The organism is Thauera propionica (genome assembly GCF_002245655.1).
Lineage (GTDB): Bacteria > Pseudomonadota > Gammaproteobacteria > Burkholderiales > Rhodocyclaceae > Thauera > Thauera propionica.
In genome coordinates this window covers 338,269-361,339 of the sequence record NZ_NOIH01000003.1, presented here as the reverse complement: position 1 = coordinate 361,339, position 23,071 = coordinate 338,269, and the positions used below count along the sequence as shown (strand labels likewise).

Genomic DNA, 23,071 nt, shown 5'->3' with positions numbered 1-23,071 from the left:
TTGGAGCGCGGACGGCGCCCGACGTTCAGCCGAACAGACGGTAAAGCTCCAGGGTGAGCAGTGCGGCGGCAATGGCGCCGATCACCGCGAGCATGCGCCCCTGCAGCCGCTGTCCGGCGGCCAGGCGCTCCATGCGCTGTTGTTGTTCAAGCTGCTGCCGGCCGGCGTCCGTCAGCGCGTGATGCACAAGGCGCGGCAGCTGTGGCAGCGTGCCGGCCCAGGCCGGGGCTTCTTCCTTCACGCCGCGCATCAGTGCGCGCCAGCCCATCTGTTCGTCCATCCAGCGCTGGAGGAAGGGCTTGGCGGTTTTCCACAGGTCGAGCTCGGGGTCGAGCTGGCGACCCAGGCCCTCGATGTTGAGCAGGGTCTTCTGCAGCAGCACGAGCTGCGGCTGCACTTCCATCTCGAAGCGGCGCGCGGTCTGGAACAGGCGCAGCAGGGTCTTGCCGAACGAGATGTCCTTCAGCGGTTTGTCGAAGATCGGCTCGCACACGGTGCGGATCGCGGCCTCGAACTCATCCACGCGCGTCTTCGCCGGCACCCAGCCAGCCTCGATGTGGGCGAGCGCGACGCGGCGGTAGTCGCGCTTGAAGAAGGCGAGGAAGTTCTGCGCAAGGTAGTTCTTGTCCACCTCGTTGAGCGTGCCCATGATGCCGAAGTCGAGCGCGATGTAGCGCCCGTCCTGATGCACGAAGATGTTGCCCGGGTGCATGTCGGCGTGGAAGAAACCGTCGCGGAACACCTGGGTGAAGAAGATCTCCACGCCCGCGCGCGACAGCGCCTTCAGGTCGGTGCCCTGGGCGAGAAGCGCTGGCGTCTGCGAGATCGGCACGCCGCGCATGCGCTCCATCACCATGACCTTGCTGCCGCACCAGTCCCAGTAGACCTCGGGCACGATCAGCAGCGACGAGTCCTTGAAGTTGCGCCGCAACTGCGAGCAGTTGGCCGCCTCGCGCATCAGGTCGAGCTCGTCGTGCAGGTACTTGCTGAACTCGGCGACGACCTCGCGCGGCTTCAGGCGCCGGCCTTCGGGCCAGATCTTCTCGAGCAGGATCGCAGCCACTTCCATCAGCGCGAGGTCATGTTCGATCACGCGCTCGATGCCCGGGCGCAGCACCTTGACCGCGACCTCGGTGCCGTCGGGTAGGCGGGCGAAATGCACCTGTGCGACCGAGGCCGAGGCCACCGGGGTGCGCTCGAAGTCGTCGAACACCTCGTCGATCGGCCGTCCATAGAAACCTTCCAGCACGCCGAGCGCCTGCTCGGTGGGGAAGGGCGGTACGCGATCCTGTAGCAGCGCGAGCTCGTCGGCGAGGTCGGGCGGCAGCAGGTCGCGCCGCGTCGACAGCATCTGGCCGAACTTGACGAAGATCGGGCCGAGCGATTCGAGCGCCTTGCGCAGGCGCACCGCGCGCGATTCGGAAAAGCGGCGCCAGAAGAACACGGTGTGCCAGATGCGCGCCAGCCTGCCGCTACTGTCGGCGTCGAGGATCATGCGGTCGAGGCCGAAGCGCAGGCCGACGGAAACGATCTTGGTGAGGCGGAAGAGACGCACTTTGCAGAGCCAGGCAGCCGGAAAGGCCGGACTTTAGCCCGAAAGCCCGAAACGGTGGAAGTCGCGCCCGGTGCTGTGCGCCCGGGCCGCATCGAAATGCCCGCTCACAAGCCGGGCCGGGGAGGGCGACGCGATCCGCTATAATCGCGCGTTTAGTTTGCCTACCGAGTGCCATGAGCGCCGACCCGAAAGTCCTGCTGACCGATCTGCTGAAGACCGCGCTGAAGAGCGTGGCGCCGGATCACGCCGATACCGCCATCCTGCTGGAGCGCCCGAAACAGGCGAGCCACGGCGACTTCGCCACCAACCTCGCGCTGCAGCTGGCCAAGCCGCTCAAGCGCAATCCGCGCGACCTGGCTGCACTGCTGCTGGCCGAACTGCCGGCCACCGGCCTCGTCGCCAAGGCCGAGGTCGCCGGCGCGGGATTCATCAACTTCACGCTCGCGTCCGATGCCAAGACTGCGGTCGTGCGCGACGTGCTGGCCAAAGGCGTGGACTTCGGCCGCGGCGCGGCCAAGGGCGTCAAGGTGCAGGTCGAGTTCGTGTCCGCCAACCCGACCGGCCCGCTGCACGTCGGTCATGGTCGCGGAGCGGCCTATGGCGCCTCGCTGTCGGACGTGCTGGCCTTCGCCGGTTACGAGGTCACGCGCGAGTATTACGTCAATGACGCCGGCCGCCAGATGGACATCCTGGCGCTGTCGACCTGGCTGCGCTACCTGGCCTTCTTCGGCGTCGAGATCCCGTTCCCGCCCAATGCCTACCAGGGCGACTACGTGATCGACATGGGTCGCGACATGCGCGACGCCCACCAGGACCGCTTCGCCGGGGTCACGCGCGAGCAGGTGCTCGCCGGCACGCCCGGCCTGCCGCCCGCCGAGCGCAAGGACGATGAGGCCAAGCAGCAGCGCGAGGAGCATCTCGACGCGCTGATCGCCAACGCCAAGAAGCTGCTCGGCGACGACTACGGCTGGGTGCATGGCTTCGCGCTCAACGAGCAGCTCGGCGACGGCCGCGACGACCTCGGCGAGTTCGGCGTGCGTTTCGACAAATGGTTCTCGGAACAGAGCCTGTTCGACACCGGCCTGGTCGAGCGCGCGGTGACCCAGCTCGAGAAGCAGGGTCACATCTACGTGCAGGACGGCGCCAAGTGGTTCCGCTCCACTGCCTTCGGCGACGAGAAGGACCGCGTCGTGCAGCGCGAGAACGGCTTGTACACCTATTTCGCCTCCGACATCGCCTACCACCTCAACAAGTACGAGCGCGGCTTCGACCGCATCATCGACATCTGGGGCGCCGACCACCACGGCTACATCCCGCGCGTGAAGGGCGCCATTACCGCGCTCGGCCTGCCGCCGGAAAAGCTCGAGGTGGCCCTGGTGCAGTTCGCGGTGCTTTACCGCAATGGCCAGAAGACCTCGATGTCCACGCGCTCGGGTGAGTTCGTCACCCTGCGCGAGCTGCGCAAGGAAGTCGGCAACGACGCCTGCCGCTTCTTCTACGTGCTGCGCAAGTCCGATCAGCACCTGGACTTCGATCTCGATCTCGCCAAGAGCCAGAGCAACGAGAACCCGGTCTACTACGTGCAGTACGCCCACGCCCGCGTGTGCTCGGTACTGAACCAGTGGGGCGGCGAATCGTCCGAACTGGCAGCGGCCGACCTCGGCCTGCTGCAGAACGAGCGCGAACTGGCGCTTTGCGCCCGCCTGTCGACCTTCCCGGAACTGGTGCAGAACGCCGCAGCCGATTACGCACCGCATCAGGTGGCCTTCTACCTGAAGGATCTCGCCGCCGATTTCCACAGCTGGTACAACGCCGAGCGGATGCTGGTTGAGGACGAGGCGGTCAAACTTGCCCGTCTGGCGCTGGCTGCGGCGGTGCGCCAGGTGCTGGTCAGCGGCCTGGCGCTGCTCGGTGTGTCCGCGCCGGAGACGATGTGATTTTCGGAGACGCATGTGAGTCGTGATCGCAAGCCTGTCCTCAAGCCCGCGCGCGCGCCGTCGCGCAGTGGCGGCGGCACGCTGATCGGCATCTTCATCGGCCTGGTGTTCGGGGCGCTGATCGCGGCCGGGGCAGCGTGGTACTTCACCCGTTCCAATCCCTTCCAGGCTGCGCCGGTTGCGCCGCGCGTACCCTCGGCGGATCAGCCGCCGGCGGCGCTGCCCGGCAAACCGGGCGACCGGCCGGTGGTGAAGCAGGACTTCGAGTTCTACAAGATCCTGCCGCAGGGCGATAACGTGCCGGCGGCCGTCGACCCCGCTGCCAAGCCCGCGCAGCCGCCGAAGCTGCCGGCCCAGCAGGCGCCCGCGCCGGTGCAGGAGGCCGCGGCCAAGCCGGTCGAACGCCTGTACCTGCAGGTCGGTGCGTTCGAGAACCCGGGCGAGGCGGACAACCTCAAGGCCCGCCTGGCGCTGGCCGGTATCGAGGCGAGCGCCCAGCGCGCCCAGCTGGCCGATGGCCGGGTGGTTCACCGCGTGCGCATCGGCCCGTTCTCGAGCCCGGAGGACATGAACCCGACCCGCGCCCGGCTGGCTGCGGCCGGCTTCAATGCCTCGGTGAGCCGCAGCAATCCCTGACATCCTCGTCGGGAACGCCCCGCGCGTTCCGGCGTCTGAAAGCCGTCATCGAACCTGGAGCCTTGAATGAACCGTCGTGATGCCCTGAAACAGCTCGCCGCCTTTGCCGCGGTCCTGCCCGTCGCCAACGGTGTGTGGGCGCGGGATGCGTTCACCGTCCTCAATCCTGCGCAGAAGACAGATGATCCCTCGAAGATCGAGATCATCGAGTTCTTCCATTACGGTTGCCCGCATTGCCGCGACTTCGATCCGCTGGTCGAAGCCTGGAGCAAGAAGCTCCCGGGCGACGTGAGCTTCCGCCAGGTACCGGCGATCTGGAACAACCCGCAGCTGGCCGGACTGGCGCGCCTCTTCTATGCCGCCCAGGTGTCGGGCGACCTGCATGCGATCCACGGCAAGGTGTTTGTGGCCGTGCAGGAAGAGAAACGCCCGCTGCATTCCGAAGAGGGCGTACGCGAGTGGATCAACGGCAAGGTCGCCGACGCCGGCAAGTTCATGGACACGTACAAGTCCTTCGGCGTCAATTCGATGCTGCAGCGTGCCGACCAGCTTGCGCGCGCGATGCGCATCCAGGGTGTGCCGACGGTGGTCGTCGATGGCCGCTTCGTGACCTCGGCGTCGATGGCAGGCAGCCACCAGAACGCGCTGAAGGTCACCGATGAACTCATCGAGCGCATCCGAAAGGAGCGCGGCGGCAAATGAGCGACACGCGACCCGAGCAGACACCGCTCGCGGAAGCGCTGGGGGGCGATCGGCGCGGCAGCCAGCGCTTCGTGGCGCGGCGCCGCGGCGAACCGTGCTTCTGGGTCGTGATCGGTGGCGAGCGCATCGCCCTCAACGACATCTCGCCCGAAGGTTTCTCGTTTCAGGCGGATGATCCGCAGGCCTTCTGCGAGGAGCTCGATTTCGTGCTGCTGCGCGACAGCGTGCCCGACGAGATCCGCGGGCGGGCGCGCCGCGTGAATTACCTGGCGGGGTCAGCCCAGCTCGGTTGCCGGTTCGTGACGCTCCAGGGCGATGGTGTCGAACGCTTGCGCGACTGGTTGATTGCCCACGTGATCATGAGCGCCACCGTGCGCATCACCGAGAAGGATGCTGCGGCGATCGTCAATGGCCCGTCGCTGATCTGAGCCTGCCCCCGCAGCGCATCAGCCAGAAAGAAGAAAGCCGCTGTCCCCCGAAGGGGCAGCGGCTTTTTTGCGGGCGCCGTGCTGCGATCAGGCTGCGGGGCGTGGTGCAGCCCCGCGGCGGGCCCGGGCTTTCTGCATGAACCAGACGAGGCCCAGCAGGATGAAGGCGGGGATGAACATCCACTCCTTCGTCGGGCGCTCACCCGACGGCAGTTCGATGGTCGTGATGGTGAAACCCTGCTCCAGGCCGAGTTTTTCCGCCTGGCTGCCGAAGCGCACTGCGGCAACCTGCACGTCTTCGCCCAGCGCCATCACCGTCAGGCCCATCTTGCCCAGGCGCTCGCGTGCGTTGGCGGCGGGCTCGCCAAGGGGCAGCAGCACGCCCTTCGAGATCTCCTGCCCCTCGAGCGTTAGGCCTTCGATCCACACACGCAGATTCCCATTGCGCGGCGCCTCTTCCACCAGGCGGGAGAGCTCGGTTGGCGGCACTTCCTCGAAGGGCGGATACAGCATGTCCATCCAGAAGCCCGGGCGGAACAGCGTGAAGGTCACGAGCAGCAGCAGGATCGACTCATGGACGCGGTTCCTGGTGACGAAGAAGCCCTGCGTGGCCGCCGCGAACATCATGCTCGCGATCGTGGCCGTCGCGATTGTCAGGATCAGGTGCCAGGTGCTCGTGATGCCGATCAGCAGCAGTTCGGTGTTGAAGATGAACATGAAAGGCAGGATTGCCGTTCGTGCGCTGTAGCCGAAGGCGGTGAAACCGGTCTTGATCGGATCGCTCTTGGCGATGCCCGCCGCCGCGTAGGACGCCAGGCCCACCGGCGGCGTCACGTCGGCCATCAGGCCGAAATAGAACACGAACAGGTGGACCGCGATCAGCGGCACGAGCAGGCCGCTCTGGGCGCCCAGCTCGACGATCACCGGCGCCATCAGCGTAGACACCACGATGTAGTTCGCGGTGGTAGGCAGGCCCATGCCTAGGATCAGGCAGATCACCGCGACCAGGACCAGCATGATCATCAGGTTGCCGCCCGACAGCACCTCGACCAGTTCGGTCATGGCCAGGCCGATGCCGGTCAGCGTCACCGTGCCGACGATGATGCCGGCGGTCGCGGTGGCGATGCCGATGCCGATCATGTTGCGGGCGCCGGTCACGAGACCATCGAACAGGTCCTGGAAGCCGTGCCTGAGCGTGGCACCAAAGTCGCCCGTGCCGCGGAAGAAGGCGAACAGCGGACGCTGGGTGACGAGGATGAAGATAAGGAACAGCGTGGCCCAGAAGGCCGACAGCGCCGGCGAGAGCTGCTCGACCATCAGGTTCCAGATCAGCGCCGCGACCGGCAGCAGGAAGTGCAGGCCGGATTTCAGGGTCGGGCCGATCTCCGGCAGGTACTCCATGGTCTCGCCGGGCTTCTCCATGTGCAGCTCGGGGTACTTCGCCGCGTAGCGCACGATGGCGATGTAAGCGCCGAGCATCAGCAGGCCGACGATCAGGAAGGCCGCATCGCCGGCCAGGCCCTTGATCCAGCCGAAGCCCCAATAGACGATCGCCGACAGGATGATGAGGCCGGACACCGTCATCGTCGTGGTGATCGCGACCCTCTGCCAGGGCAGGGGCTCCCTGCGCGGGAGGCCCTGCAGGTTCATCTTCAGGGCTTCGAGGTGCACGATGTAGAACAGCGCGATGTAGGAGATGAGCGCCGGCACGATGGCGTGCTTCATCACCTGTACGTAGGTGATGCCCACGTACTCCACCATCAGGAAGGCGGCTGCGCCCATCACCGGCGGCATGATCTGGCCGTTGACCGAGGAGGCGACCTCCACCGAGGCTGCCTTGTCCGAGCGATAGCCCACGCTCTTCATCAGCGGGATGGTGAAGGTGCCGGTGGTGACGACGTTCGCGATCGACGAGCCGGAGATGAGACCGGTGCTGGCCGAAGCGACGACGGCGGCCTTCGCCGGTCCGCCTCGCATGTGGCCGAGCAGGGCGATGGCCGACTTGATGAAGTAGTTGCCCGCGCCCGCCGTCTCGAGCAGGGCGCCGAACAGCACGAACAGGAAGATGAAGCTGGTCGACACGCCCAGCGCCACGCCGAACACGCCTTCGGTGGTCAGCCACAGGTGGCTCATGCCCTTGGCCAGTGAGGCGCCGCGGTGGGCGATGACGTCTGGCATGTACTGGCCGAAGAAGATGTAGCCGAGGAAGACCACGGCGAGGATCACCATCGGCAGGCCGAGCGCGCGACGGGCAGCTTCCAGCAGCAGGGTCAGGCCGATGACGGCCGCCACCAGGTCCGTAGTGGTCGGCATGCCCGGGCGGCCGGCGAGTTCCTTGTAGAAGATGAACAGATAGGCCGCGCAGAATGCGCCGGCCGCAGCCAGCACCCAGTCGACGATGGGGATGTGGTCGCGCGGCGAGCGTTTGAAGGCGGGATAGGCCGCAAACGCGAGGAAGACGGCGAAGCCGAGGTGGATCGCGCGTGATTCGGTGTCGTTGAACACGAACACGCCGAGCGAGAAGGGCAGGGGCGAGGCGATCCAGAGCTGGAACAGGGACCAGGCCAGGGCCACGACCAGCAACAGCTGGGCGGTCAGCCCGGTGGGCTTGCGACCCCCGGTGTCCGCTTCGGCCACGATCTGTTTGAGTTGTTCGTCGGTCAGCTCGATGCTGCGCTGTTCTTTCTTGTCAGGGCCGGCCATGCGCCACCTCCCTCATTGTGTGTTGCTGGGTCGAACACGAAAAACGGCGAAGGGCTGGTGGCCCGCCGCCGTTTCGCAAAATGATTGCGCCGCCCGGGTCGCGGGCGGCGCGCGGCGGAATTACATCCAGCCCTTTTCCTTGTAGTACTTCACCGCGCCTTCGTGCAGCGGAGCGGACATGCCGTTCTTGATCATGTCCTTCGGCTCGAGGTTGGCGAAAGCCGGGTGCAGCTTCTTGAAGTCCTCGAAGTTCTCGAACACCGCTTTCACCATGGTATAGACCGTGTCAGCCGGCACCTTGGTCGAGCTCACGATGCTGGCCACGACGCCGAAGGTCTTGGTGACTTCCGGGTTGTTGGCGTACATGCCGGCGGGGATGGTCGCCGGCGCGAAGTAGGGGTACTGGGCCAGGATCTTGTCCACGCCCGGGCCGGTGATCGAAACCAGCTTGGCGCCGCAGGTGGTGGTCGGGTCCTGGATGTTGGCCGCCGGGTGGCCGACGACGAAGGCGAAGCCGTCGATCTTGTTGTCGCACAGGGCGGCGCCGTGCTCGTCGGGCTTCAGCTCGGAGGCGAGCGAGAAGTCAGCGAAGCTCATGCCCATCGCCGGCAGCAGCACTTCGAGGGTGGCGCGCTGGCCCGAGCCCGGGTTGCCGATGTTGAAGCGCTTGCCCTTGAAGTCCTCCATCTTGGTGATGTTGGCTTCCTTGCGCGACAGCACGGTCAGCGGTTCGCCGTGCAGCGAGAACACCGAGCGCAGGTCGGCGAAGGCGCCGCCGTCCTTGAACTGGACCTCGCCCTTCAGCGCGTTGTACTGGATGTCGGACTGCGACACGCCGAAGTCGAGTTCGCCGGCCTTGATGGTGTTGACGTTGTACACCGAGCCGCCGGTGCTCTCGACCGAGCAGCGGATGCCGTGCTGGGCGCGGTCCTTGTTCATCAGGCGGCAGATGGCACCGCCCGCGGCGTAATAGACGCCGGTGACGCCACCGGTACCGATCGTGACGAACTTCTGTTGGGCCTGCGCAGGCGTGGCGCCGAGCGTTCCGAAAAGGGCGAAGGCGGCGGCCAGAGCGGTGATTTTCTTCATCTGTTCATCCTCGGGAAGGAAGTGTCTGAGTTGACGCGTCGCGCCTTTGCAGGCCCCCGCGCATGCGCTTTGGCGTACGGGGTGGCCCCGTGGCGGGACGACAGGCGGAGGATTGCATAGGTCGACTGGATTTGTCAGCTTCGGGTAGTCCGCAATAAGTGAGGGCCGCGCCAGGTGGACGTCGGCCGGGCAAGCGGGTACCTTGCGCGGCTGCGGGCTGCAGTCGAGTAGGACCGTGGCGCCCGCGCCCATCGCGGCATCCAGCCCGCGCCGTTCGATCCTGACTGCCGATACGCCATGCATCTCGCTGACCGCAGCTCCTCAGACTCCTCCGTTGCCGTGCTGCGCGATGCATTGGGTGCCCTTCACCGACCGGCAGGGGCCGACGCGCGCATCGTCTCGCTCGTACCCTCGCTCACCGAACTGCTGTTCGAACTGGGCCTGGGCGCGCAGGTGGTGGGGCGCACCGGGTTCTGCATTCATCCGCGTCAGGCCCTGCGCGCCGTGCCCAAGGTCGGCGGAACGAAGGACGTCAAGATGGACCGCATGCGCGAACTGGCGCCGACGCATGTGATCGTCAACATCGACGAGAACCGGCGCGACACCATTGATGAGCTGGCAGCTTTCGTGCCCAACATCGTAGTCACGCATCCTTGCGGGCCGCGGGACAATCTCGAGTTGTTCGATCTCTTCGGTGGCCTGTTCGGCTGCGAACACGCCGCGCAGGCGCTCGAGGCCGATTTGCGTTCCGCGCTCGACGAGGCGGCGGCGGTGAAGGCCGCGCTGCCCGCGGAACGTGTGCTCTATCTCATCTGGCGCGAGCCGTGGATGACCGTTGCGCGCGACACCTACGTGTCCGCCATGCTGGCCGAAGTTGGCTGGACGACCTTGCCTGAGGTGCAGGGGGGCGCCAGCGGCGCCGGGCGCTATCCGGTGTTCGACTGGTCGGCGGACTGGCTCGGCGAGGTCGAGCGGGTGTTCCTGTCGAGCGAGCCCTATCACTTCCAGCTGCACCATGCGGACGAGGTGACGGCGCTGAGTGGCCGTCCGGCGACATTGATCGACGGCGAGATGGTGTCGTGGTATGGCAGCCGGGTGGTTGCCGGCTTGCGCTATCTGGCGGGGCTGCGTCGGCAGTTGGTCGATTTCGCGCGCTAGTCGTCCGCCAACTGCGCGACGAGGCGTTCGGGCGTCAGGACAGTGAAGCGGTCGCGCACGAGTCGGTGTCGGGCCAGTTTCAGCAGGGCTTTGTCGCGCGTGACGAGATGGCTCGCGCCGGCGTCACGGGCGATCTCGAGGAACTTCTGGTCGTCGCTGTCGCGGCAGGCCGGCAGGGGCGCGGCATCGGCCGGCGGCGCGTCCGCCAGCAGGTTCAGGCGCGCGCGGTAGGCGTCGTGCAGTGCTGCCTGCGTGTCCGGCTCGACGCCGAACTGCGGATAGGCGAGCACGAGGCGCAACTCTCCCAATGCGTCCGTGCGACCATGAAGTGAGCAACGGCCGTCCTCGATGAACGCGCGCAGCGGGGCTAGGCGCGGATCGCAGAACATCCACAGCGCGAGGACGGTGTTGGTGTCGAGGACGAGCCTGGCGGTCATGTCGGCGGAGGTGGGAAAAAAAGAAAAAGGGGAGGGTCACCCCTCCCCTGCCTGTAGAGCCGGCGCCTGTCAGGCAGCGGCTTTCTTGGCGTCGATGCGGATCTTGACGAAGGTGCCCGGCGCGTCTTCCAGCACCTTGAGCTTGCCCTTCGCCGGATCGCGCGGCTCGGTCTGCTCGCTGTCCATGGCGGTCAGCCAGGCCTGCCAGTCAGTCCACCACGAGCCGGCGTTCTGCTGCGCGCCGGCCAGCCAGTCGTCGGGCGTGGCGGGCAGCTTGGCGGCCGGGTTGATCCAGAAGCCGTACTTATTGGCCGCCGGCGGGTTGACGATGCCAGCGATGTGGCCAGAGCCACCGAGCACGAAGCGGACCGGGCCGCCGAAGTTGCGGGCACCTGCGTAGGTGCTCTTCCACGGCGCAATGTGGTCTTCGATGGTCGAGATGAAGTAGCACGGGGTCTTGATCTTGCCCAGGTCGATCGCAACACCGTCGATGGTGATGCCGCCCGGCTCGACGAGGCGGTTCTCCATGTACAGCTTGCGCAGGTAGAAGCTGTGCATCTTCGCCGGCATGCGGGTGGAGTCCGAGTTCCAGTACAGCAGGTCGAACGGGAACGGGTCCTTGCCGAGCAGGTAGTTGTTGACCACGAAGGACCAGATCAGGTCGTTGGCACGCAGCATATTGAAGGTGCCGGCCATTTCCGAGCCTTCGAGGTAGCCGCGCTCGAACATCTTCTTCTCGAGGCTGGACACCTGCCCTTCGTCGATGAACACACCGAGTTCGCCCGGGTCGGTGAAGTCGGTCATCGTGGTGAAGAAGGTGGCGGCCGAGATGCGGCTGGCCTGGCGCTTGCCGGCCAGGTAGGCCAGCGTGGTGGCGAGCAGGGTGCCGCCCAGGCAGTAGCCGGCGGCGTTGACCGACTTTTCGCCCGTCTGCTGTTCGATGGCGTCCAGCGCGGCGATGATGCCTTCCTGCACGTAGGATTCGAAGGTCTTGTCGGCGTGGCGCTCGTCGGGGTTCACCCACGAGATCACGAACACGGTGTGACCCTGGTCCACACACCACTTGATGTACGAGTTCTTCTCGCGCAGGTCGAGGATGTAGAACTTGTTGATCCACGGCGGCACGATCAGCAGCGGCTTCTTCAGCACCTTGTCGGTGCTGGGCGTGTATTGCAGCAGCTGCATCATGTCGGTCTGGAATACGACCTTGCCCGGCGTGGTGGCGACGTTCTTGCCCAGCTCGAAGGCCGTGGTGTCGGTCATCTTCACGCGCAGGTTGCCGCCGCCTTCCTCGACGTCGCGCAGCAGGTTGTTCAGGCCCTTCAGCAGGTTCTGGCCGTGGCTCTTGACCGTCTCGCGGAAGACCTCGGGGTTGGTCATCGCGAAGTTCGACGGCGACAGCGCGTCGATGTACTGGCGGGTATAGAAGTTGACCTTCTTCTGCGTCTGCTCGTCCAGGCCATCCACGCAGCACACGGTGTCATGGATGTGACGTGCGGCGATCAGGTAGGACTGCTTGATGAAATCGAACAGGAAGTGCTCTTCCCACTCTTCGTCCTTGAAGCGCTTGTCCGACTTCTCGGGCGCGGCGACCGGCGCGGCGTGCAGGCCGGCAAAGCGCATCATCGAGTGCTGCCACAGCGAGAAGTAATCCCACACCAGGTTCATCTGCGCCTGGGCGAGCTTGTACGGGTTGGACAGCAGCTTCGCCATCATGTCCATGAAAGCCTGGGCGATGCCCAGTTCGTCAGCCGGGGCGGCGATGCCCTTCTTGAGCTGGCGATTGACGTGATCGCTGATCAGGTGCGAGGCACGGCGCGCGACCTCGGCATAGGTCTTGGCGACCTCCTGCGGATCGGGCAGTTCGGCGTGAGGGGTTTCGTTCGAGGGTGCAGCCATGTTGTTTGAACTCCTGGTTGGCGACCGGCGGGTCTCTCTCAATTGATTTTGACGAAACGGGTCAGACCATCCGCGCCGACCTCCCGGCGAAGCGCGCCCCGCTTCTCCAGATGGTTGAGGTGAGCAATCGCCTCCCCCATGGCGAACATGACCTGATGGGTATCGAGCTCGCGCGGAAACAGCATCGCCAGCAGCTCCCCCGCCGTTTTTGCTGCAGTGCACTCAGCCAGCAGCGCATCGCAGCGTTCGCGGTGGTGGGCAACGAGTTGTTCCACTCTTGACCGAGTACCCTTGAAAGGTTTGCCGTGGGATGGTAGCACGAGCGTGTCGTCGGGCAAGTTGCAGAGTTCCTGAATGGAGTCAAGAAAATAGCCGAGCGCGTCGTCGTGCGGCGTTGCAGCATAAACACTGACATTGGTCGAGATGCGGGGCAGCAGCATGTCGCCCGAAATGAGCAATCCGAGTTCGGCGCAGTAGAGGCTGGCGTGCTCCGGCGCGTGGCCGTAGCCGACGAGGACGCGCCAGGTGCGCCCGCCGATCGACAGCGTGTCGCCGTTGCGCAGGCGGTGGTAACGCGAGGGCATTTCGGGCACACCGCGGCGATAGGCGTTGCCGCGCGCGGCCAGCGCGTCGGCGCGCGAGGTGTCGAGGCCGTGGGCGCGGAACTGGGCGACCATGTCGGGCACCGAGTAGCCTGGCAGCTGGTGCCAGATCGCCTGGCCGGCCAGGTACTCGCCCAGCGTCATGTGCAGGCTGGCGCCGTCGCGCGCAGCCAGCCAGGTCGCCAGCCCGAGGTGGTCCGGGTGGTGATGGGTGACGATGACGCGAGCGACGGGCTGGGGCGCTGCGTCGAGGATCTGCGCCCATGCCGCGCGCGAGCGGTCCGCACCGTAGCCGCAGTCGACGATCACGCGTTCGTCGCCGTCGTCCAGCAGCCAAAGGTTGATGTGGTCCAGCGCGAAGGGCAGGGCCATGCGCACCCAATGGATGCCGGGTGCGACTTCAAGCGTGTGCCCCTCTGCGGGCAGGTCGGGGAAGGGGTAGTGCAGTACGGACATGGAACTCCCGGTGTCATGGGGCACGCAAGCGCGTCGATTTGCGTTGCTCAAATCGTTGAAATCTGCTTAACTTTTGCCAGTCGTTGTAAGTTTTCTTATATAAAACAATATCTTGTCGATTGAGCGGGATTTTCCCCGCGCAATGACCAGCCGCGGATTGCAATGGGCGACGAACAAACCTACACCATCACCGAACTGGCGCGCGAATTCGACATCACGCCGCGTGCCATCCGTTTCTACGAAGACCAGGGCCTGCTTACCCCGGCACGTGCGGGGCGGGCCCGGGTCTACACCAAGGCCGACCGCACGCGCCTGAAGCTGACCTTGCGCGGCAAGCGCCTCGGCCTGTCGCTGGCCGAGATCCGCGAGTTGCTCGACATGTACGGCGACGTACGCAATTCGGCGCAGCAGCTAGAAAGTTTCCTCAAGGTGCTCGCCGAGCGTCGCGCCGCGCTCGAGCAGCAACGCCTGGACATCGAGGCCGTGCTGCTCGAGATCGACATGCTGGAACAGCAGTGCCACGCCTTGCTCGGCCATAACGCCGAGGGCGCGGCAGCCGCCCAGGCCGAACTGGCCCGTCATATCGACAAGGCGAGCATCGGCTGAAGCGCGGGGCCTTGCCCCGCTTTTTTTGGACTCAAGCTTACGTTGACGTAAACGTAAAAACAACGAAAATACCGTCACAGCAATAAATACACCCACGGAGACACCGACCATGCGCCCGGAAATGCCGCAGTTCCAGCCCAAGGACCCCGACTACGCCGCCCGTGTCCGCGCCAGCTTCGACCTGCAGCACGCGATGACGCTGATCGGCGCGCAGCTTGCGGTGGTCGAGCCGGGCTTCGTCGAGATCCATCTGCCGCACAAGGCGGAGATCACGCAGCAGCACGGGTACATCCACGGCGGCGTGGTGGGCATGATCGCGGACTCGGCGGCGGGCTATGCGGCCAATACGCTGACGCCCTCGGACACGAGCGTGCTCACGGTCGAGTACAAGCTCAACCTCGTCGCGCCGGCCGACGGTCAGCGCCTGGTGGCGCGTGGCGAGGTCATCAAGCCGGGGCGCACGCTGATCATCACCCGCGCCGAGGTGTTCGCCATCCGCGACGAGCGCTGGACCTTGTGCGCGATCATGCAGCAGACCATCATGGCCATGCAGGGCAAGAGCGAGCGCGGGGGCTGATGCGAGCCTGTTTTCATTCGTGCGCGCCAGCCGAACCGTTTCGGAGAGACTGAGATGACTGTCCGCCTGCGCGCGCTCACCGCGTCCGACACGAGCGAACTGGAGCACGTGCGCCAGTTCTTCCGCAACTACGCCGCCTGGCTCGGCGTGGACCTGAACTACCAGGGGTTTGCCGACGAGGTCGCGAACCTGCCGGGTGCCTATGGCGAGGCCGACGGTCGCCTGTTCTTTGCGGAGTACGACGGCCGTCCCGCGGGCTGCGTCGGCGTGCGCCGCTTCTCGGAAGGCGTGTGCGAGATGAAGCGCCTCTACGTCGATCCGGATGCGCGCGGCCATGGCCTGGGGCGCCAGCTTGCGCTGGCAGCCATCCGTACGGCGCAGGAATTGGGCTACCGCCGCATCCTGCTCGACACCCTGCCGGCGATGCGCATTGCGGTGAAACTGTACCGCGAGCTCGGTTTCACCGAGGCGCCGGCCTACTACCCGAGCCCGATCGAAGGCACGATCTTCCTCACCCTCGACCTGTCGAAGTGGTCCGAGGACGAGGTTCGCAACGAGAACCTCTTCCACCTGTTCGACTACAACCAGGCCTGGTCGCGCCAGATGCAGCAGCTCGATGCCGGCTTCTTCGAGAAGCTGTCGCACCTGCAGAGCCCGGAGTACCTGTGGATCGGCTGTTCCGATTCGCGCGTGCCGGCCAACCAGATCGTCGGGTTGCTGCCGGGTGAAGTGTTCGTGCATCGCAACGTCGCCAACGTGGTGGTGCACACCGACCTCAACTGCCTGGCCGTCATCCAGTACGCGGTGGACGTGCTGAAGGTGAAGCACATCATGGTGGTCGGCCACTACGGCTGTGGCGGCGTCAAGGCGGCGCTGGATCGCGCCCGCGTCGGCCTGGTCGACCTGTGGCTGCGCCATGTGCAGGACGTGCATGTGCGCCACCTGCAGGCGGTCGACACCCTGCCGCCCGAACTGCGCCACGACCGCCTGTGCGAACTCAACGTCATCGAGCAGGTGGCCAACGTCGCGCAGACCGTGGTCGTGCAGGACGCCTGGCGGCGCGGCCAGCGCCTCACCGTGCATGGCTGGATCTACGGTCTGAAGGACGGCCTCATCCGCGACCTGGGGCTGAACGTCAGCCGCAGCGAAGACTTGATGCCGCGCTATGCCGCGGCGCTCGAAGCGCTCGGGCCTTGAGCGCAACCCACAACACCGATTCAACAGGAGAACCGCATGTCCGATCCCGTCGTCATCGTTTCCGTCGCCCGCACCCCGCTGGGCGGTTTCCAGGGCGAACTGTCCAGCCTGACCACGCCGCAGCTCGGCGCAATCGCCATCAAGTCGGCGGTCGAGCGCGCCGGCCTCAAGCCCGAGCAGGTCGAGGAAGTTATCATGGGTTGCGTGCTGCCCGCCGGTCTGGGCCAGGCGCCCGCCCGCCAGGCCGCGCTCGGCGCGGGCCTGCCGCTGTCGGCCGGCTGCACCACCATCAACAAGGTGTGCGGTTCGGGCATGAAGGCCACCATGCTGGCCCACGACCTGATCCTGGCAGGCAGCAACGAGGTGATGGTCGCCGGCGGCATGGAATCCATGTCCAACGCGCCCTACCTGCTGCCCAAGGCGCGCGGCGGTTATCGCCTCGGTCACGGCCAGATGTTCGACCACATGTTCCTCGACGGCCTGGAAGACAGCTACTCCAAGGAGAACAAGGGCCGCCTGATGGGCACCTTCGCCGAGGAGTGCGCCAGCCACTTCAGCTTCAGCCGCCAGGCGCAGGACGAATTCGCCATCGCCTCGACCACCCGCGCGCAGGCCGCGATCAACAACGGCGACTTCACCTGGGAAGTGGTGCCGGTCACCGTGTCGGGCCGCAAGGGCGACGTCGTCGTCGACAAGGACGAGCAGCCGCTGAAGGCGCAGATCGACAAGATCCCGGGCCTGAAGCCCGCGTTCAAGAAGGACGGTACGGTCACGCCGGCCAACTCGAGCTCGATTTCGGACGGCGCCGCGGCGCTGGTGCTGATGCGCAAGTCCACCGCCGACAAGCTGGGCCTCAAGCCGGTCGCGACCATCGTCGGCCACGCCACCCATGCGCAGGAGCCGGCCTGGTTCACGACGGCCCCGGTGGGCGCGATGCAGAAGGTGCTGGCGAAGGCCGGCTGGTCGACCGACGACGTCGATCTGTGGGAGATCAACGAGGCCTTCGCGGTCGTCACCATGGCGGCGATGCACGAAATGAAGCTGGCGCACGACAAGGTCAACGTCAATGGCGGCGCCTGCGCGCTGGGCCATCCGATCGGCGCCTCGGGTGCGCGCATCTTGGTCTCGCTGATCGGCGCGCTGCGCAAGCGCGGCCTCAAGCGCGGTGTCGCCAGCCTGTGCATCGGTGGCGGCGAGGCGACGGCGATGGCGATCGAGGTCGAGGCCTCGGTGGGCTGCGGCGGCTGATTGCCTGTGCTTTGAACCGCCAGCCGCGCCGGGGGTTCGTTCCGCAGCCTGCGGAACTCGCCCTGCGGGCTCGGACAGTCCTCGGCGGCTTCACGAACCCCCGACGCGGCCGGCTTGGCCGTGTCGCATATTGACGAGCAATGGAACGGTGCGTCCGTTCCAGTAGAGGTTTCATCATGATTCTGACCCAGGAACAGGAACTCATCCGCGACTCGATGCGCGCCTTCGCGCAGGAGCGCCTGGCCCCCTTCGCCGCCGAATGGGACCGCAACCACACCTTCCCGCGCGAGGCGCTGAACGAGCTTGCCGAACTCGGTGCGCTCGGCATGGTGGTGCCGGAGGAGTGGGGCGGGGCCGGCATGGACTACATGAGCCTGGTGCTGACGCTGGAAGAGATCGCGGCCGGCGACGGTGCCACGTCGACCATCGTCAGCGTGCAGAACTCGCTGCCCTGCGGGATCATCAACCGCTTCGGCACCGATGCGCAGAAGGAAGCCTGGCTGAAGCCGCTCGCCCGTGGCGAGAAGCTCGGCTGCTTCTGCCTTACCGAGCCGCACGTGGGCTCGGATGCGTCGGCCATCCGCACTTCCGCGGTGCGCGAAGGTAACGAGTGGGTGCTGAACGGCGTCAAGCAGTTCATCACCACCGGCAAGCACGCCGATGTCGCCATCGTGTTCGCGGTGACCGACAAGGCCGCCGGCAAGAAGGGGATCACCTGCTTCCTGGTGCCGGCGAACGCGCCGGGTTATCAGGTAGGCCGCATCGAGGAGAAGATGGGCCAGAAGGCCTCCGACACCACCCAGATCCTGTTCGAGAACTGCCGCATCCCGGCTGACTCGGTGATCGGTGCGGAAGGCGAGGGCTACAGGATCGCGCTGTCGAACCTCGAGGCCGGCCGCATAGGCATCGCTGCCCAGTGCCTGGGCATGGCCCGCGCCGCGCTGGAAGCGGCGGTGAAGTATGCGCAGGAGCGCGAGAGCTTCGGCAAGCCGATCTTCGAGCATCAGGCGGTGAACTTCCGCCTCGCCGACATGGCGACCCAGCTCGAAGCCGCGCGCCAGCTCGTGTGGCACGCCGCCAGCCTGAAGGACGCCGGCCGGCCGTGCCTCAAGGAAGCCTCGATGGCCAAGCTGTTTGCCTCCGAGATGGCCGAGCGCGTGTGCTCGGACGCCATCCAGGTTCATGGCGGCTACGGCTACGTCACCGACTTCCCGGTCGAGCGCATCTACCGCGACGTGCGCGTGTGCCAGATCTACGAAGGCGCCAGCGACATCCAGAAGCTGGTGATCGGGCGCGCGCTGGCAGCTTGATGCCGAGGGACGGGCGCGGCGGCATGGCGCCCCGCCCGTCCTGCGGCGCGATCGTCAGACGGGCCTGGTATCGTGGATCTGCCGGTCGCGGCCCGAAAGCAAGCCGAATACGGCCATGACGAGGGCGAGCGCGAGGCAGCCGGCCAGCGGTACGTCCCAGCTGCCGGCGGCGTCGTGCATCCAGCCGATCAGTGGCGGGCCACTGGCCGCCAGCAGATAACCGATGCACTGCGCCATGCCTGAAAGGGCAGCGGCCTGCTCGGGGCTGCGCGTGCGCAGGCCCATGAACATCAGGCTCAGCGTCACGCCGGCGCCGGCGCCGAAGCCGAAGCAAACCACCCACAGCGTTGCCAGTGACGGGTGCGCCAACAGCCCGCCGAGCGCCAGCACGATCAGCAGCGACACCGCGACCGCGATCGCCTTCTGGTTGCGGCTGCGCTGGATCAGCGGGCCAAGCAGCAGGCCCGGGACGGCCGATGCGAGTTGCATCAGGCCGTGCAGCGATCCGGCGCCGGTGGCCGAATGGCCGTGCGCGAGCAGGATCGTGGGCAGCCAGCCGACGATCACGTAGTACACGAAGGAATTCAAGCCCATGAACAGGGTGACCTGCCAGGCGAGCGCCGATGTCCATACCGGCGCGGCGCGAGTCCCGGCAGTCGTCATCGCGGCCGGATTGTGCCGGCCGGACAGGCGCGTCCACCAGACGGCGAGCGCCGCGAGCGGCAGCACGATCATCGTCGCCAGCGCGCCGTCCCAGCCGAGTCCGAAACGGGTCGCCAGCGGCGTCATCGTCGCCGAGGCCAGGGCCGCCGCCACGCCCATCGTCAACGCATAGGCGCCGGTCATGCTGGGGATGCGGGTGGGGAAGTCGCGCTTGATCAGGCTCGGCAGCAAGACGTTGCCGAGCGCGATGCCGATGCCGATCGCCGCCGTGCCGGCGAAGAGACTCCACTGCGGCCCGAGTGAACGCAGGGCGATGCCGCCCGCGATCAGTACCAGTGCGGCGAACAGCACGGCTTCGAGGCCGGTGCGGCGCGCAAGGCGCGGTGCCAGCGGCGAGATGAACGCGAAGGCAAGCAGCGGCAGCGTGGTGAGCAGGCCTGCCAAGGTGGTGTCGAGGTCGAGGGCGGGCTGCAGGATCGGCAGCAGCGGCGGCAGTCCGGTGATCGGTGCGCGCAGGTTGGCGGCGATCAGCAGGATGCCGGCGAGGATCAGGAGCAGACGGGCGTCGCGCGGGGTGGGGTGTCGTGTGTCGGTCATGTGGGGGTGTGTCCATGACGTGGTCTGGCCTGGTGCATGCGCGCCAGGCCGGTGTCGCCAGCGTTCTTCGGGTTGCGGGATGGGTCGGTCGTGGGCCGTCGTGATGCGGGCTGGCCCGAGGCGGCGCGCGGCGCGGTTCTCACGCCGGCGTGATCAGCTCCCTGACCTTCGACTCGATGAGCTCGATCAGATTGCGCTGCACCTGGGTCATCGGGCGCCGTGCGCTGACGGCCCATGACAGATGTGTCAGCAGGCCGGGGTCGCGGATCGACCGCAGCACGAGATCGTTCTGCAGTCGCGGCGAATGGGCGTCGAATGCGCTGGCAGGGAGGATGCCGGAGCCGAGTCCGTCCGCAACCAGGTCGAGGATGGCCGGCGTGGCCTCCGCCTCGATGGTGATGTGAGGCTGCAGGCCGAGTCGCTGCATCTCGGTCTCAACGATCATCCTGATCGCATTCGGGCGGCCAGGCAGGATGAGCGGCAGCCTGGCCACCTCGCGCAGGCTCACCGGGCCGGTTTCGCTGGTCTGCCGCCTGGCCTGCAACAGGTGGAGCGATTGCGACAGCAGGGGATGGATTTCGAGGTCGGGCGAAGGCCGGGCCTGATAGAGCAGCGCGATGTCGAGGCGGCCCTGGATCACCGATTCCTGCATCGTGAAGGACAGGCCCTCGTTGATCGACAGGATGGCGTCGGGCATCAGTTCGCGGAAGGCATGCGTCAGCGGCACCGTGAGTACGCGCGAGACGCTGGGGGGCATGCCCACCGCCACCCGCCCGACCTCCCCGCCGCGCGCGCGCGCCAGCTCCTCGCGGACACGCTCGATCTGGTGCAGCACGCCGCGGCCGTGTTCGAGCAGGATCTTGCCGGCCTCGGTGGTCGTCACGCCGCGTCCATTGCGCAGCAGCAGCGGCTGGCGCAGTTCGATCTCGAGCTGGCGGATCTGCCGGCTGAGTGCCGGCTGCGCGATGTCCAGCGCGATGGAGGCACGGGTGAAGCTGCCCAGTTCGGCGACGTGGACGAAGTACTCGATCTGCTTGATATCCATTTCCGATCGACGCTATTTATTATCCCTTCTATGATTCTATATCAAAATGCGATAGCAGATAGAGTCAGTCCACCCTATTGAACAGAGGGGGGTGGTTCCAGAATTGGCGGCATGCAAACACCCATTCCCACCCTGTTCATGCGCGGCGGCACTTCGCGAGGCCCGTTCTTCCGGGAAAGCGATCTGCCTGCGGATGTCGCGACGCGCGATCGAGTCCTGCTTGCCGTGATGGGGTCACCCGACCGCCGTCAGATCGACGGTCTGGGCGGCGCCAGTCCGCTGACGAGCAAGGTCGGTATCGTGCGCCCCGGCTCCCGGCCGGGCGTGGATCTGGACTTCCTGTTCGCGCAGCTGCAGCCCGAAAAGGACACGGTCGACACCACGCCCAACTGCGGCAACATGCTGGCGGCCGTCGTGCCCTTCGCGCTCGAGACGGGCATGGTCCGCGCGCAGGGCGAGGAATCGACTTTCCGCGTGCTGACCCTCAATACCGGCATGGCCTGCGACATCACCGTGCAGACCCCCGGTGGTCGGGTGAGCTACGAGGGTGACGCCCGCATCGACGGTGTACCGGGTAGCTCGGCGCCGATCAAGATCAATTTTCTTGATACCGCAGGTTCGGTCTGTTCCGGCCTGCTGCCCACCGGCAAGGTGCGCGATGTCATCGATGGCGTCGAGGTGACCTGCATCGACAACGGCATGCCGCTGGTGATCTTCCGCGCCGCCGACGTCGGCCGTACCGGCTACGAGAGCGTGGCCGAGCTGAACGCCGACACCGAACTCAAGGCGCGCATCGAACGCCTGCGAATCGCGTGCGGCCATGCGATGGGCCTGGGCGACGTGAGCGCCAAGAACTACCCCAAGATGACGCTGGTGGCGCCGCCGCGCGACGGCGGCAGCCTGACCACGCGCAGCTTCATCCCGCACGTCTGCCACGACGCCATCGGCGTGCTTGCCGCGGTGACGGTCGGCACGGCCTGCGTGCTGCGCGGCTCGACCACCGAAGGCATCGCCGTGGTGCCCGAAGGTCTGGCGCGCACCGTGTCGGTGGAGCACCCCACGGGCGAGTTCTCGGTCGAGCTGGCGCTGGACCCGGCCGATCCGCAAAACGTTACCCGCGCTGCGCTGTTGCGCACCGCTCGCCTCATCATGCGCGGCGAAGTCATGGTGCCGGCATCCATCTGGAAAGGAGACAAGCAATGATCATCGACATCCACGGTCACTACACGACTGCGCCGAAGGCGCTGGAAGACTGGCGCAACCAGCAGATCGCCGGCCTGAAGGACCCCTCGGTCGCGCCCAAGGTCTCCGACCTGAAGATCAGCGATGACGAACTGCGCGAGACCATCGAGAAGAACCAGCTGCGCCTGATGAAGGAGCGCGGCTCGGACCTGACGATCTTCTCGCCGCGCGCCAGCTTCATGGCCCACCACATCGGCGACTTCAACACCAGCGCGACCTGGTCGGCGATCTGCAACGAGCTGTGCTATCGCGTCTCGCAGCTGTTTCCGGACCACTTCATCGGCGCCGCCATGCTGCCGCAGTCGCCCGGTGTCGACCCGAAGACCTGCATCCCCGAGATCGAGAAGTGCGTCAATGAATACGGTTTCGTCGGCATCAACCTGAACCCGGACCCCTCCGGCGGCCACTGGACCAGCCCGCCGCTGCACGACCGTCACTGGTACCCCATCTACGAGAAGATGGTCGAGCTCGACATCCCGGCCATGGTGCACGTGTCGACCAGCTGCAACGCCTGCTTCCACACCACCGGCGCGCACTACCTCAACGCGGATACGACCGCCTTCATGCAGTGCCTTACCAGCGACCTGTTCAAGGACTTCCCGACGCTGAAGTTCGTGATTCCGCACGGCGGCGGCGCGGCACCCTACCACTGGGGCCGTTTCCGCGGCCTGGCGCAGGAACTGAAGAAGCCGCTGCTCACCGAGCACCTGCTGAACAACATCTACTTCGATACCTGCGTGTACCACCAGCCCGGCATCGACCTGCTGACCAAGGTCATCCCGGTCAAGAACGTGCTGTTCGCCTCCGAGATGATCGGTGCGGTGCGTGGCATCGACCCCGAGACCGGCCATTACTACGACGACACCAAGCGCTACATTGAAAGCGCCAACCTGACCGCCGAAGAGCGCCACATGATCTACGAAGGCAACGCCCGCCGCGTGTATTCGCGCCTGGATGCCGCGCTGAAGGCCAAGGGCCTGTAAG

At 66.3% G+C, this 23,071-nt stretch carries 20 protein-coding genes; 12 read left to right on the top strand and 8 right to left on the bottom strand.

Annotation, left to right across the window (positions count from 1 at the left end; all coding sequences use genetic code 11):
* Nucleotides 1-25: 25 nt before the first annotated feature.
* Nucleotides 26-1,555, bottom strand: coding sequence for a ubiquinone biosynthesis regulatory protein kinase UbiB (gene ubiB / locus CGK74_RS03100; RefSeq protein ID WP_094267042.1), 1,530 nt, complete (start codon nt 1,553-1,555; stop codon nt 26-28).
* Nucleotides 1,556-1,728: 173 nt separating this feature from the next.
* Between ubiB and argS the strand changes: the two genes are divergently transcribed.
* The 4 genes from argS (at nt 1,729) to CGK74_RS03080 (ending at nt 5,258) form a co-directional block, all read left to right on the top strand.
* Nucleotides 1,729-3,492, top strand: a complete 1,764-nt coding sequence (argS, locus tag CGK74_RS03095; RefSeq protein WP_094267041.1) for an arginine--tRNA ligase — start codon at nt 1,729-1,731, stop codon at nt 3,490-3,492.
* 15 nt (nt 3,493-3,507) lie between these two features.
* Nucleotides 3,508-4,128: an SPOR domain-containing protein gene (locus CGK74_RS03090; protein ID WP_094267040.1), complete on the top strand. Its 621-nt coding sequence runs from the start codon at nt 3,508-3,510 to the stop codon at nt 4,126-4,128.
* Nucleotides 4,129-4,194: 66 nt separating this feature from the next.
* A complete protein-coding gene (locus CGK74_RS03085; protein WP_094267039.1) occupies nt 4,195-4,830 on the top strand; it encodes a thiol:disulfide interchange protein DsbA/DsbL in 636 nt (211 codons plus the stop codon).
* On the top strand, nt 4,827-5,258 hold the full coding sequence (locus CGK74_RS03080; RefSeq protein ID WP_094267038.1) for a PilZ domain-containing protein: 432 nt from the start codon (nt 4,827-4,829) through the stop codon (nt 5,256-5,258). Before CGK74_RS03085 ends, CGK74_RS03080 begins: the two co-directional genes overlap by 4 nt.
* An 87-nt stretch (nt 5,259-5,345) precedes the next feature.
* On the opposite strand, the gene CGK74_RS03075 is transcribed toward CGK74_RS03080, so the two are convergent.
* Nucleotides 5,346-7,961 (bottom strand): TRAP transporter permease, encoded by a 2,616-nt coding sequence (locus CGK74_RS03075; RefSeq protein ID WP_094267037.1) that lies wholly within the window; start codon nt 7,959-7,961, stop codon nt 5,346-5,348.
* A gap of 120 nt (nt 7,962-8,081) precedes the next feature.
* Entirely contained in the window at nt 8,082-9,050 is a 969-nt protein-coding gene (locus tag CGK74_RS03070) for a TAXI family TRAP transporter solute-binding subunit (RefSeq protein WP_094267036.1), read from the bottom strand.
* A gap of 297 nt (nt 9,051-9,347) precedes the next feature.
* On the opposite strand from CGK74_RS03070, the gene CGK74_RS03065 reads away from it, so the two are divergent.
* On the top strand, nt 9,348-10,208 hold the full coding sequence (locus CGK74_RS03065; protein WP_094267035.1) for a helical backbone metal receptor: 861 nt from the start codon (nt 9,348-9,350) through the stop codon (nt 10,206-10,208).
* Here CGK74_RS03065 and CGK74_RS03060 read toward each other — a convergent pair.
* The 3 genes from CGK74_RS03060 to CGK74_RS03050 form a co-directional block, all read right to left on the bottom strand.
* Complete coding sequence (locus CGK74_RS03060; RefSeq protein WP_094267034.1) at nt 10,205-10,645, bottom strand: PIN domain-containing protein; 441 nt, start codon at nt 10,643-10,645, stop codon at nt 10,205-10,207. The two genes, CGK74_RS03065 and CGK74_RS03060, sit on opposite strands and share 4 nt — an antisense overlap.
* 69 nt (nt 10,646-10,714) lie before the next feature.
* A complete protein-coding gene (gene phaC / locus CGK74_RS03055; protein WP_004259898.1) occupies nt 10,715-12,544 on the bottom strand; it encodes a class I poly(R)-hydroxyalkanoic acid synthase in 1,830 nt (609 codons plus the stop codon).
* Between the two features lie 38 nt (nt 12,545-12,582).
* A complete protein-coding gene (locus tag CGK74_RS03050) occupies nt 12,583-13,602 on the bottom strand; it encodes an MBL fold metallo-hydrolase (protein ID WP_094267033.1) in 1,020 nt (339 codons plus the stop codon).
* A 162-nt stretch (nt 13,603-13,764) separates the two neighbouring features.
* On the opposite strand from CGK74_RS03050, the gene CGK74_RS03045 reads away from it, so the two are divergent.
* The 5 genes from CGK74_RS03045 (at nt 13,765) to CGK74_RS03025 (ending at nt 18,540) form a co-directional block, all read left to right on the top strand.
* A complete protein-coding gene (locus tag CGK74_RS03045; RefSeq protein WP_094267032.1) occupies nt 13,765-14,208 on the top strand; it encodes a MerR family transcriptional regulator in 444 nt (147 codons plus the stop codon).
* 109 nt (nt 14,209-14,317) lie between these two features.
* Nucleotides 14,318-14,785 (top strand): PaaI family thioesterase, encoded by a 468-nt coding sequence (locus tag CGK74_RS03040; protein ID WP_206186163.1) that lies wholly within the window; start codon nt 14,318-14,320, stop codon nt 14,783-14,785.
* Between the two features lie 15 nt (nt 14,786-14,800).
* Nucleotides 14,801-15,982, top strand: a complete 1,182-nt coding sequence (gene can, locus CGK74_RS03035; RefSeq protein WP_276206038.1) for a carbonate dehydratase — start codon at nt 14,801-14,803, stop codon at nt 15,980-15,982.
* Between the two features lie 36 nt (nt 15,983-16,018).
* Nucleotides 16,019-17,230 carry an acetyl-CoA C-acetyltransferase gene (locus CGK74_RS03030; protein ID WP_094267030.1) on the top strand — a complete coding sequence of 404 codons (1,212 nt, stop codon included), beginning with the start codon at nt 16,019-16,021 and terminating at the stop codon, nt 17,228-17,230.
* A 176-nt stretch (nt 17,231-17,406) separates the two neighbouring features.
* Nucleotides 17,407-18,540 carry an acyl-CoA dehydrogenase gene (locus CGK74_RS03025; RefSeq protein WP_094267029.1) on the top strand — a complete coding sequence of 378 codons (1,134 nt, stop codon included), beginning with the start codon at nt 17,407-17,409 and terminating at the stop codon, nt 18,538-18,540.
* Nucleotides 18,541-18,594: 54 nt separating this feature from the next.
* On the opposite strand, the gene CGK74_RS03020 is transcribed toward CGK74_RS03025, so the two are convergent.
* Nucleotides 18,595-19,800, bottom strand: coding sequence for an MFS transporter (locus tag CGK74_RS03020; protein ID WP_094267028.1), 1,206 nt, complete (start codon nt 19,798-19,800; stop codon nt 18,595-18,597).
* A gap of 139 nt (nt 19,801-19,939) precedes the next feature.
* Nucleotides 19,940-20,845 carry a LysR substrate-binding domain-containing protein gene (locus CGK74_RS03015; protein ID WP_004259914.1) on the bottom strand — a complete coding sequence of 302 codons (906 nt, stop codon included), beginning with the start codon at nt 20,843-20,845 and terminating at the stop codon, nt 19,940-19,942.
* 111 nt (nt 20,846-20,956) lie between these two features.
* On the opposite strand from CGK74_RS03015, the gene CGK74_RS03010 reads away from it, so the two are divergent.
* Nucleotides 20,957-22,048 (top strand): 4-oxalomesaconate tautomerase, encoded by a 1,092-nt coding sequence (locus tag CGK74_RS03010; RefSeq protein WP_094267027.1) that lies wholly within the window; start codon nt 20,957-20,959, stop codon nt 22,046-22,048.
* A complete protein-coding gene (locus tag CGK74_RS03005; protein ID WP_004259921.1) occupies nt 22,045-23,070 on the top strand; it encodes an amidohydrolase family protein in 1,026 nt (341 codons plus the stop codon). Before CGK74_RS03010 ends, CGK74_RS03005 begins: the two co-directional genes overlap by 4 nt.
* Nucleotide 23,071 lies beyond the last annotated feature (1 nt).

Coding starts and splice junctions, on each gene's coding strand:
- argS (WP_094267041.1), top strand. CDS start 1,729: ATGAGCGCCGACCCGAAAGTCCTGCTGACCGATCTGCTGAAGACCGCG.
- CGK74_RS03085 (WP_094267039.1), top strand. CDS start 4,195: ATGAACCGTCGTGATGCCCTGAAACAGCTCGCCGCCTTTGCCGCGGTC.
- CGK74_RS03080 (WP_094267038.1), top strand. CDS start 4,827: ATGAGCGACACGCGACCCGAGCAGACACCGCTCGCGGAAGCGCTGGGG.
- CGK74_RS03075 (WP_094267037.1), bottom strand. CDS start 7,961: ATGGCCGGCCCTGACAAGAAAGAACAGCGCAGCATCGAGCTGACCGAC.
- CGK74_RS03070 (WP_094267036.1), bottom strand. CDS start 9,050: ATGAAGAAAATCACCGCTCTGGCCGCCGCCTTCGCCCTTTTCGGAACG.
- CGK74_RS03065 (WP_094267035.1), top strand. CDS start 9,348: ATGCATCTCGCTGACCGCAGCTCCTCAGACTCCTCCGTTGCCGTGCTG.
- CGK74_RS03060 (WP_094267034.1), bottom strand. CDS start 10,645: ATGACCGCCAGGCTCGTCCTCGACACCAACACCGTCCTCGCGCTGTGG.
- phaC (WP_004259898.1), bottom strand. CDS start 12,544: ATGGCTGCACCCTCGAACGAAACCCCTCACGCCGAACTGCCCGATCCG.
- CGK74_RS03050 (WP_094267033.1), bottom strand. CDS start 13,602: ATGTCCGTACTGCACTACCCCTTCCCCGACCTGCCCGCAGAGGGGCAC.
- CGK74_RS03045 (WP_094267032.1), top strand. CDS start 13,765: ATGGGCGACGAACAAACCTACACCATCACCGAACTGGCGCGCGAATTC.
- CGK74_RS03040 (WP_206186163.1), top strand. CDS start 14,318: ATGCGCCCGGAAATGCCGCAGTTCCAGCCCAAGGACCCCGACTACGCC.
- CGK74_RS03030 (WP_094267030.1), top strand. CDS start 16,019: ATGTCCGATCCCGTCGTCATCGTTTCCGTCGCCCGCACCCCGCTGGGC.
- CGK74_RS03025 (WP_094267029.1), top strand. CDS start 17,407: ATGATTCTGACCCAGGAACAGGAACTCATCCGCGACTCGATGCGCGCC.
- CGK74_RS03020 (WP_094267028.1), bottom strand. CDS start 19,800: ATGACCGACACACGACACCCCACCCCGCGCGACGCCCGTCTGCTCCTG.
- CGK74_RS03015 (WP_004259914.1), bottom strand. CDS start 20,845: ATGGATATCAAGCAGATCGAGTACTTCGTCCACGTCGCCGAACTGGGC.
- CGK74_RS03010 (WP_094267027.1), top strand. CDS start 20,957: ATGCAAACACCCATTCCCACCCTGTTCATGCGCGGCGGCACTTCGCGA.
- CGK74_RS03005 (WP_004259921.1), top strand. CDS start 22,045: ATGATCATCGACATCCACGGTCACTACACGACTGCGCCGAAGGCGCTG.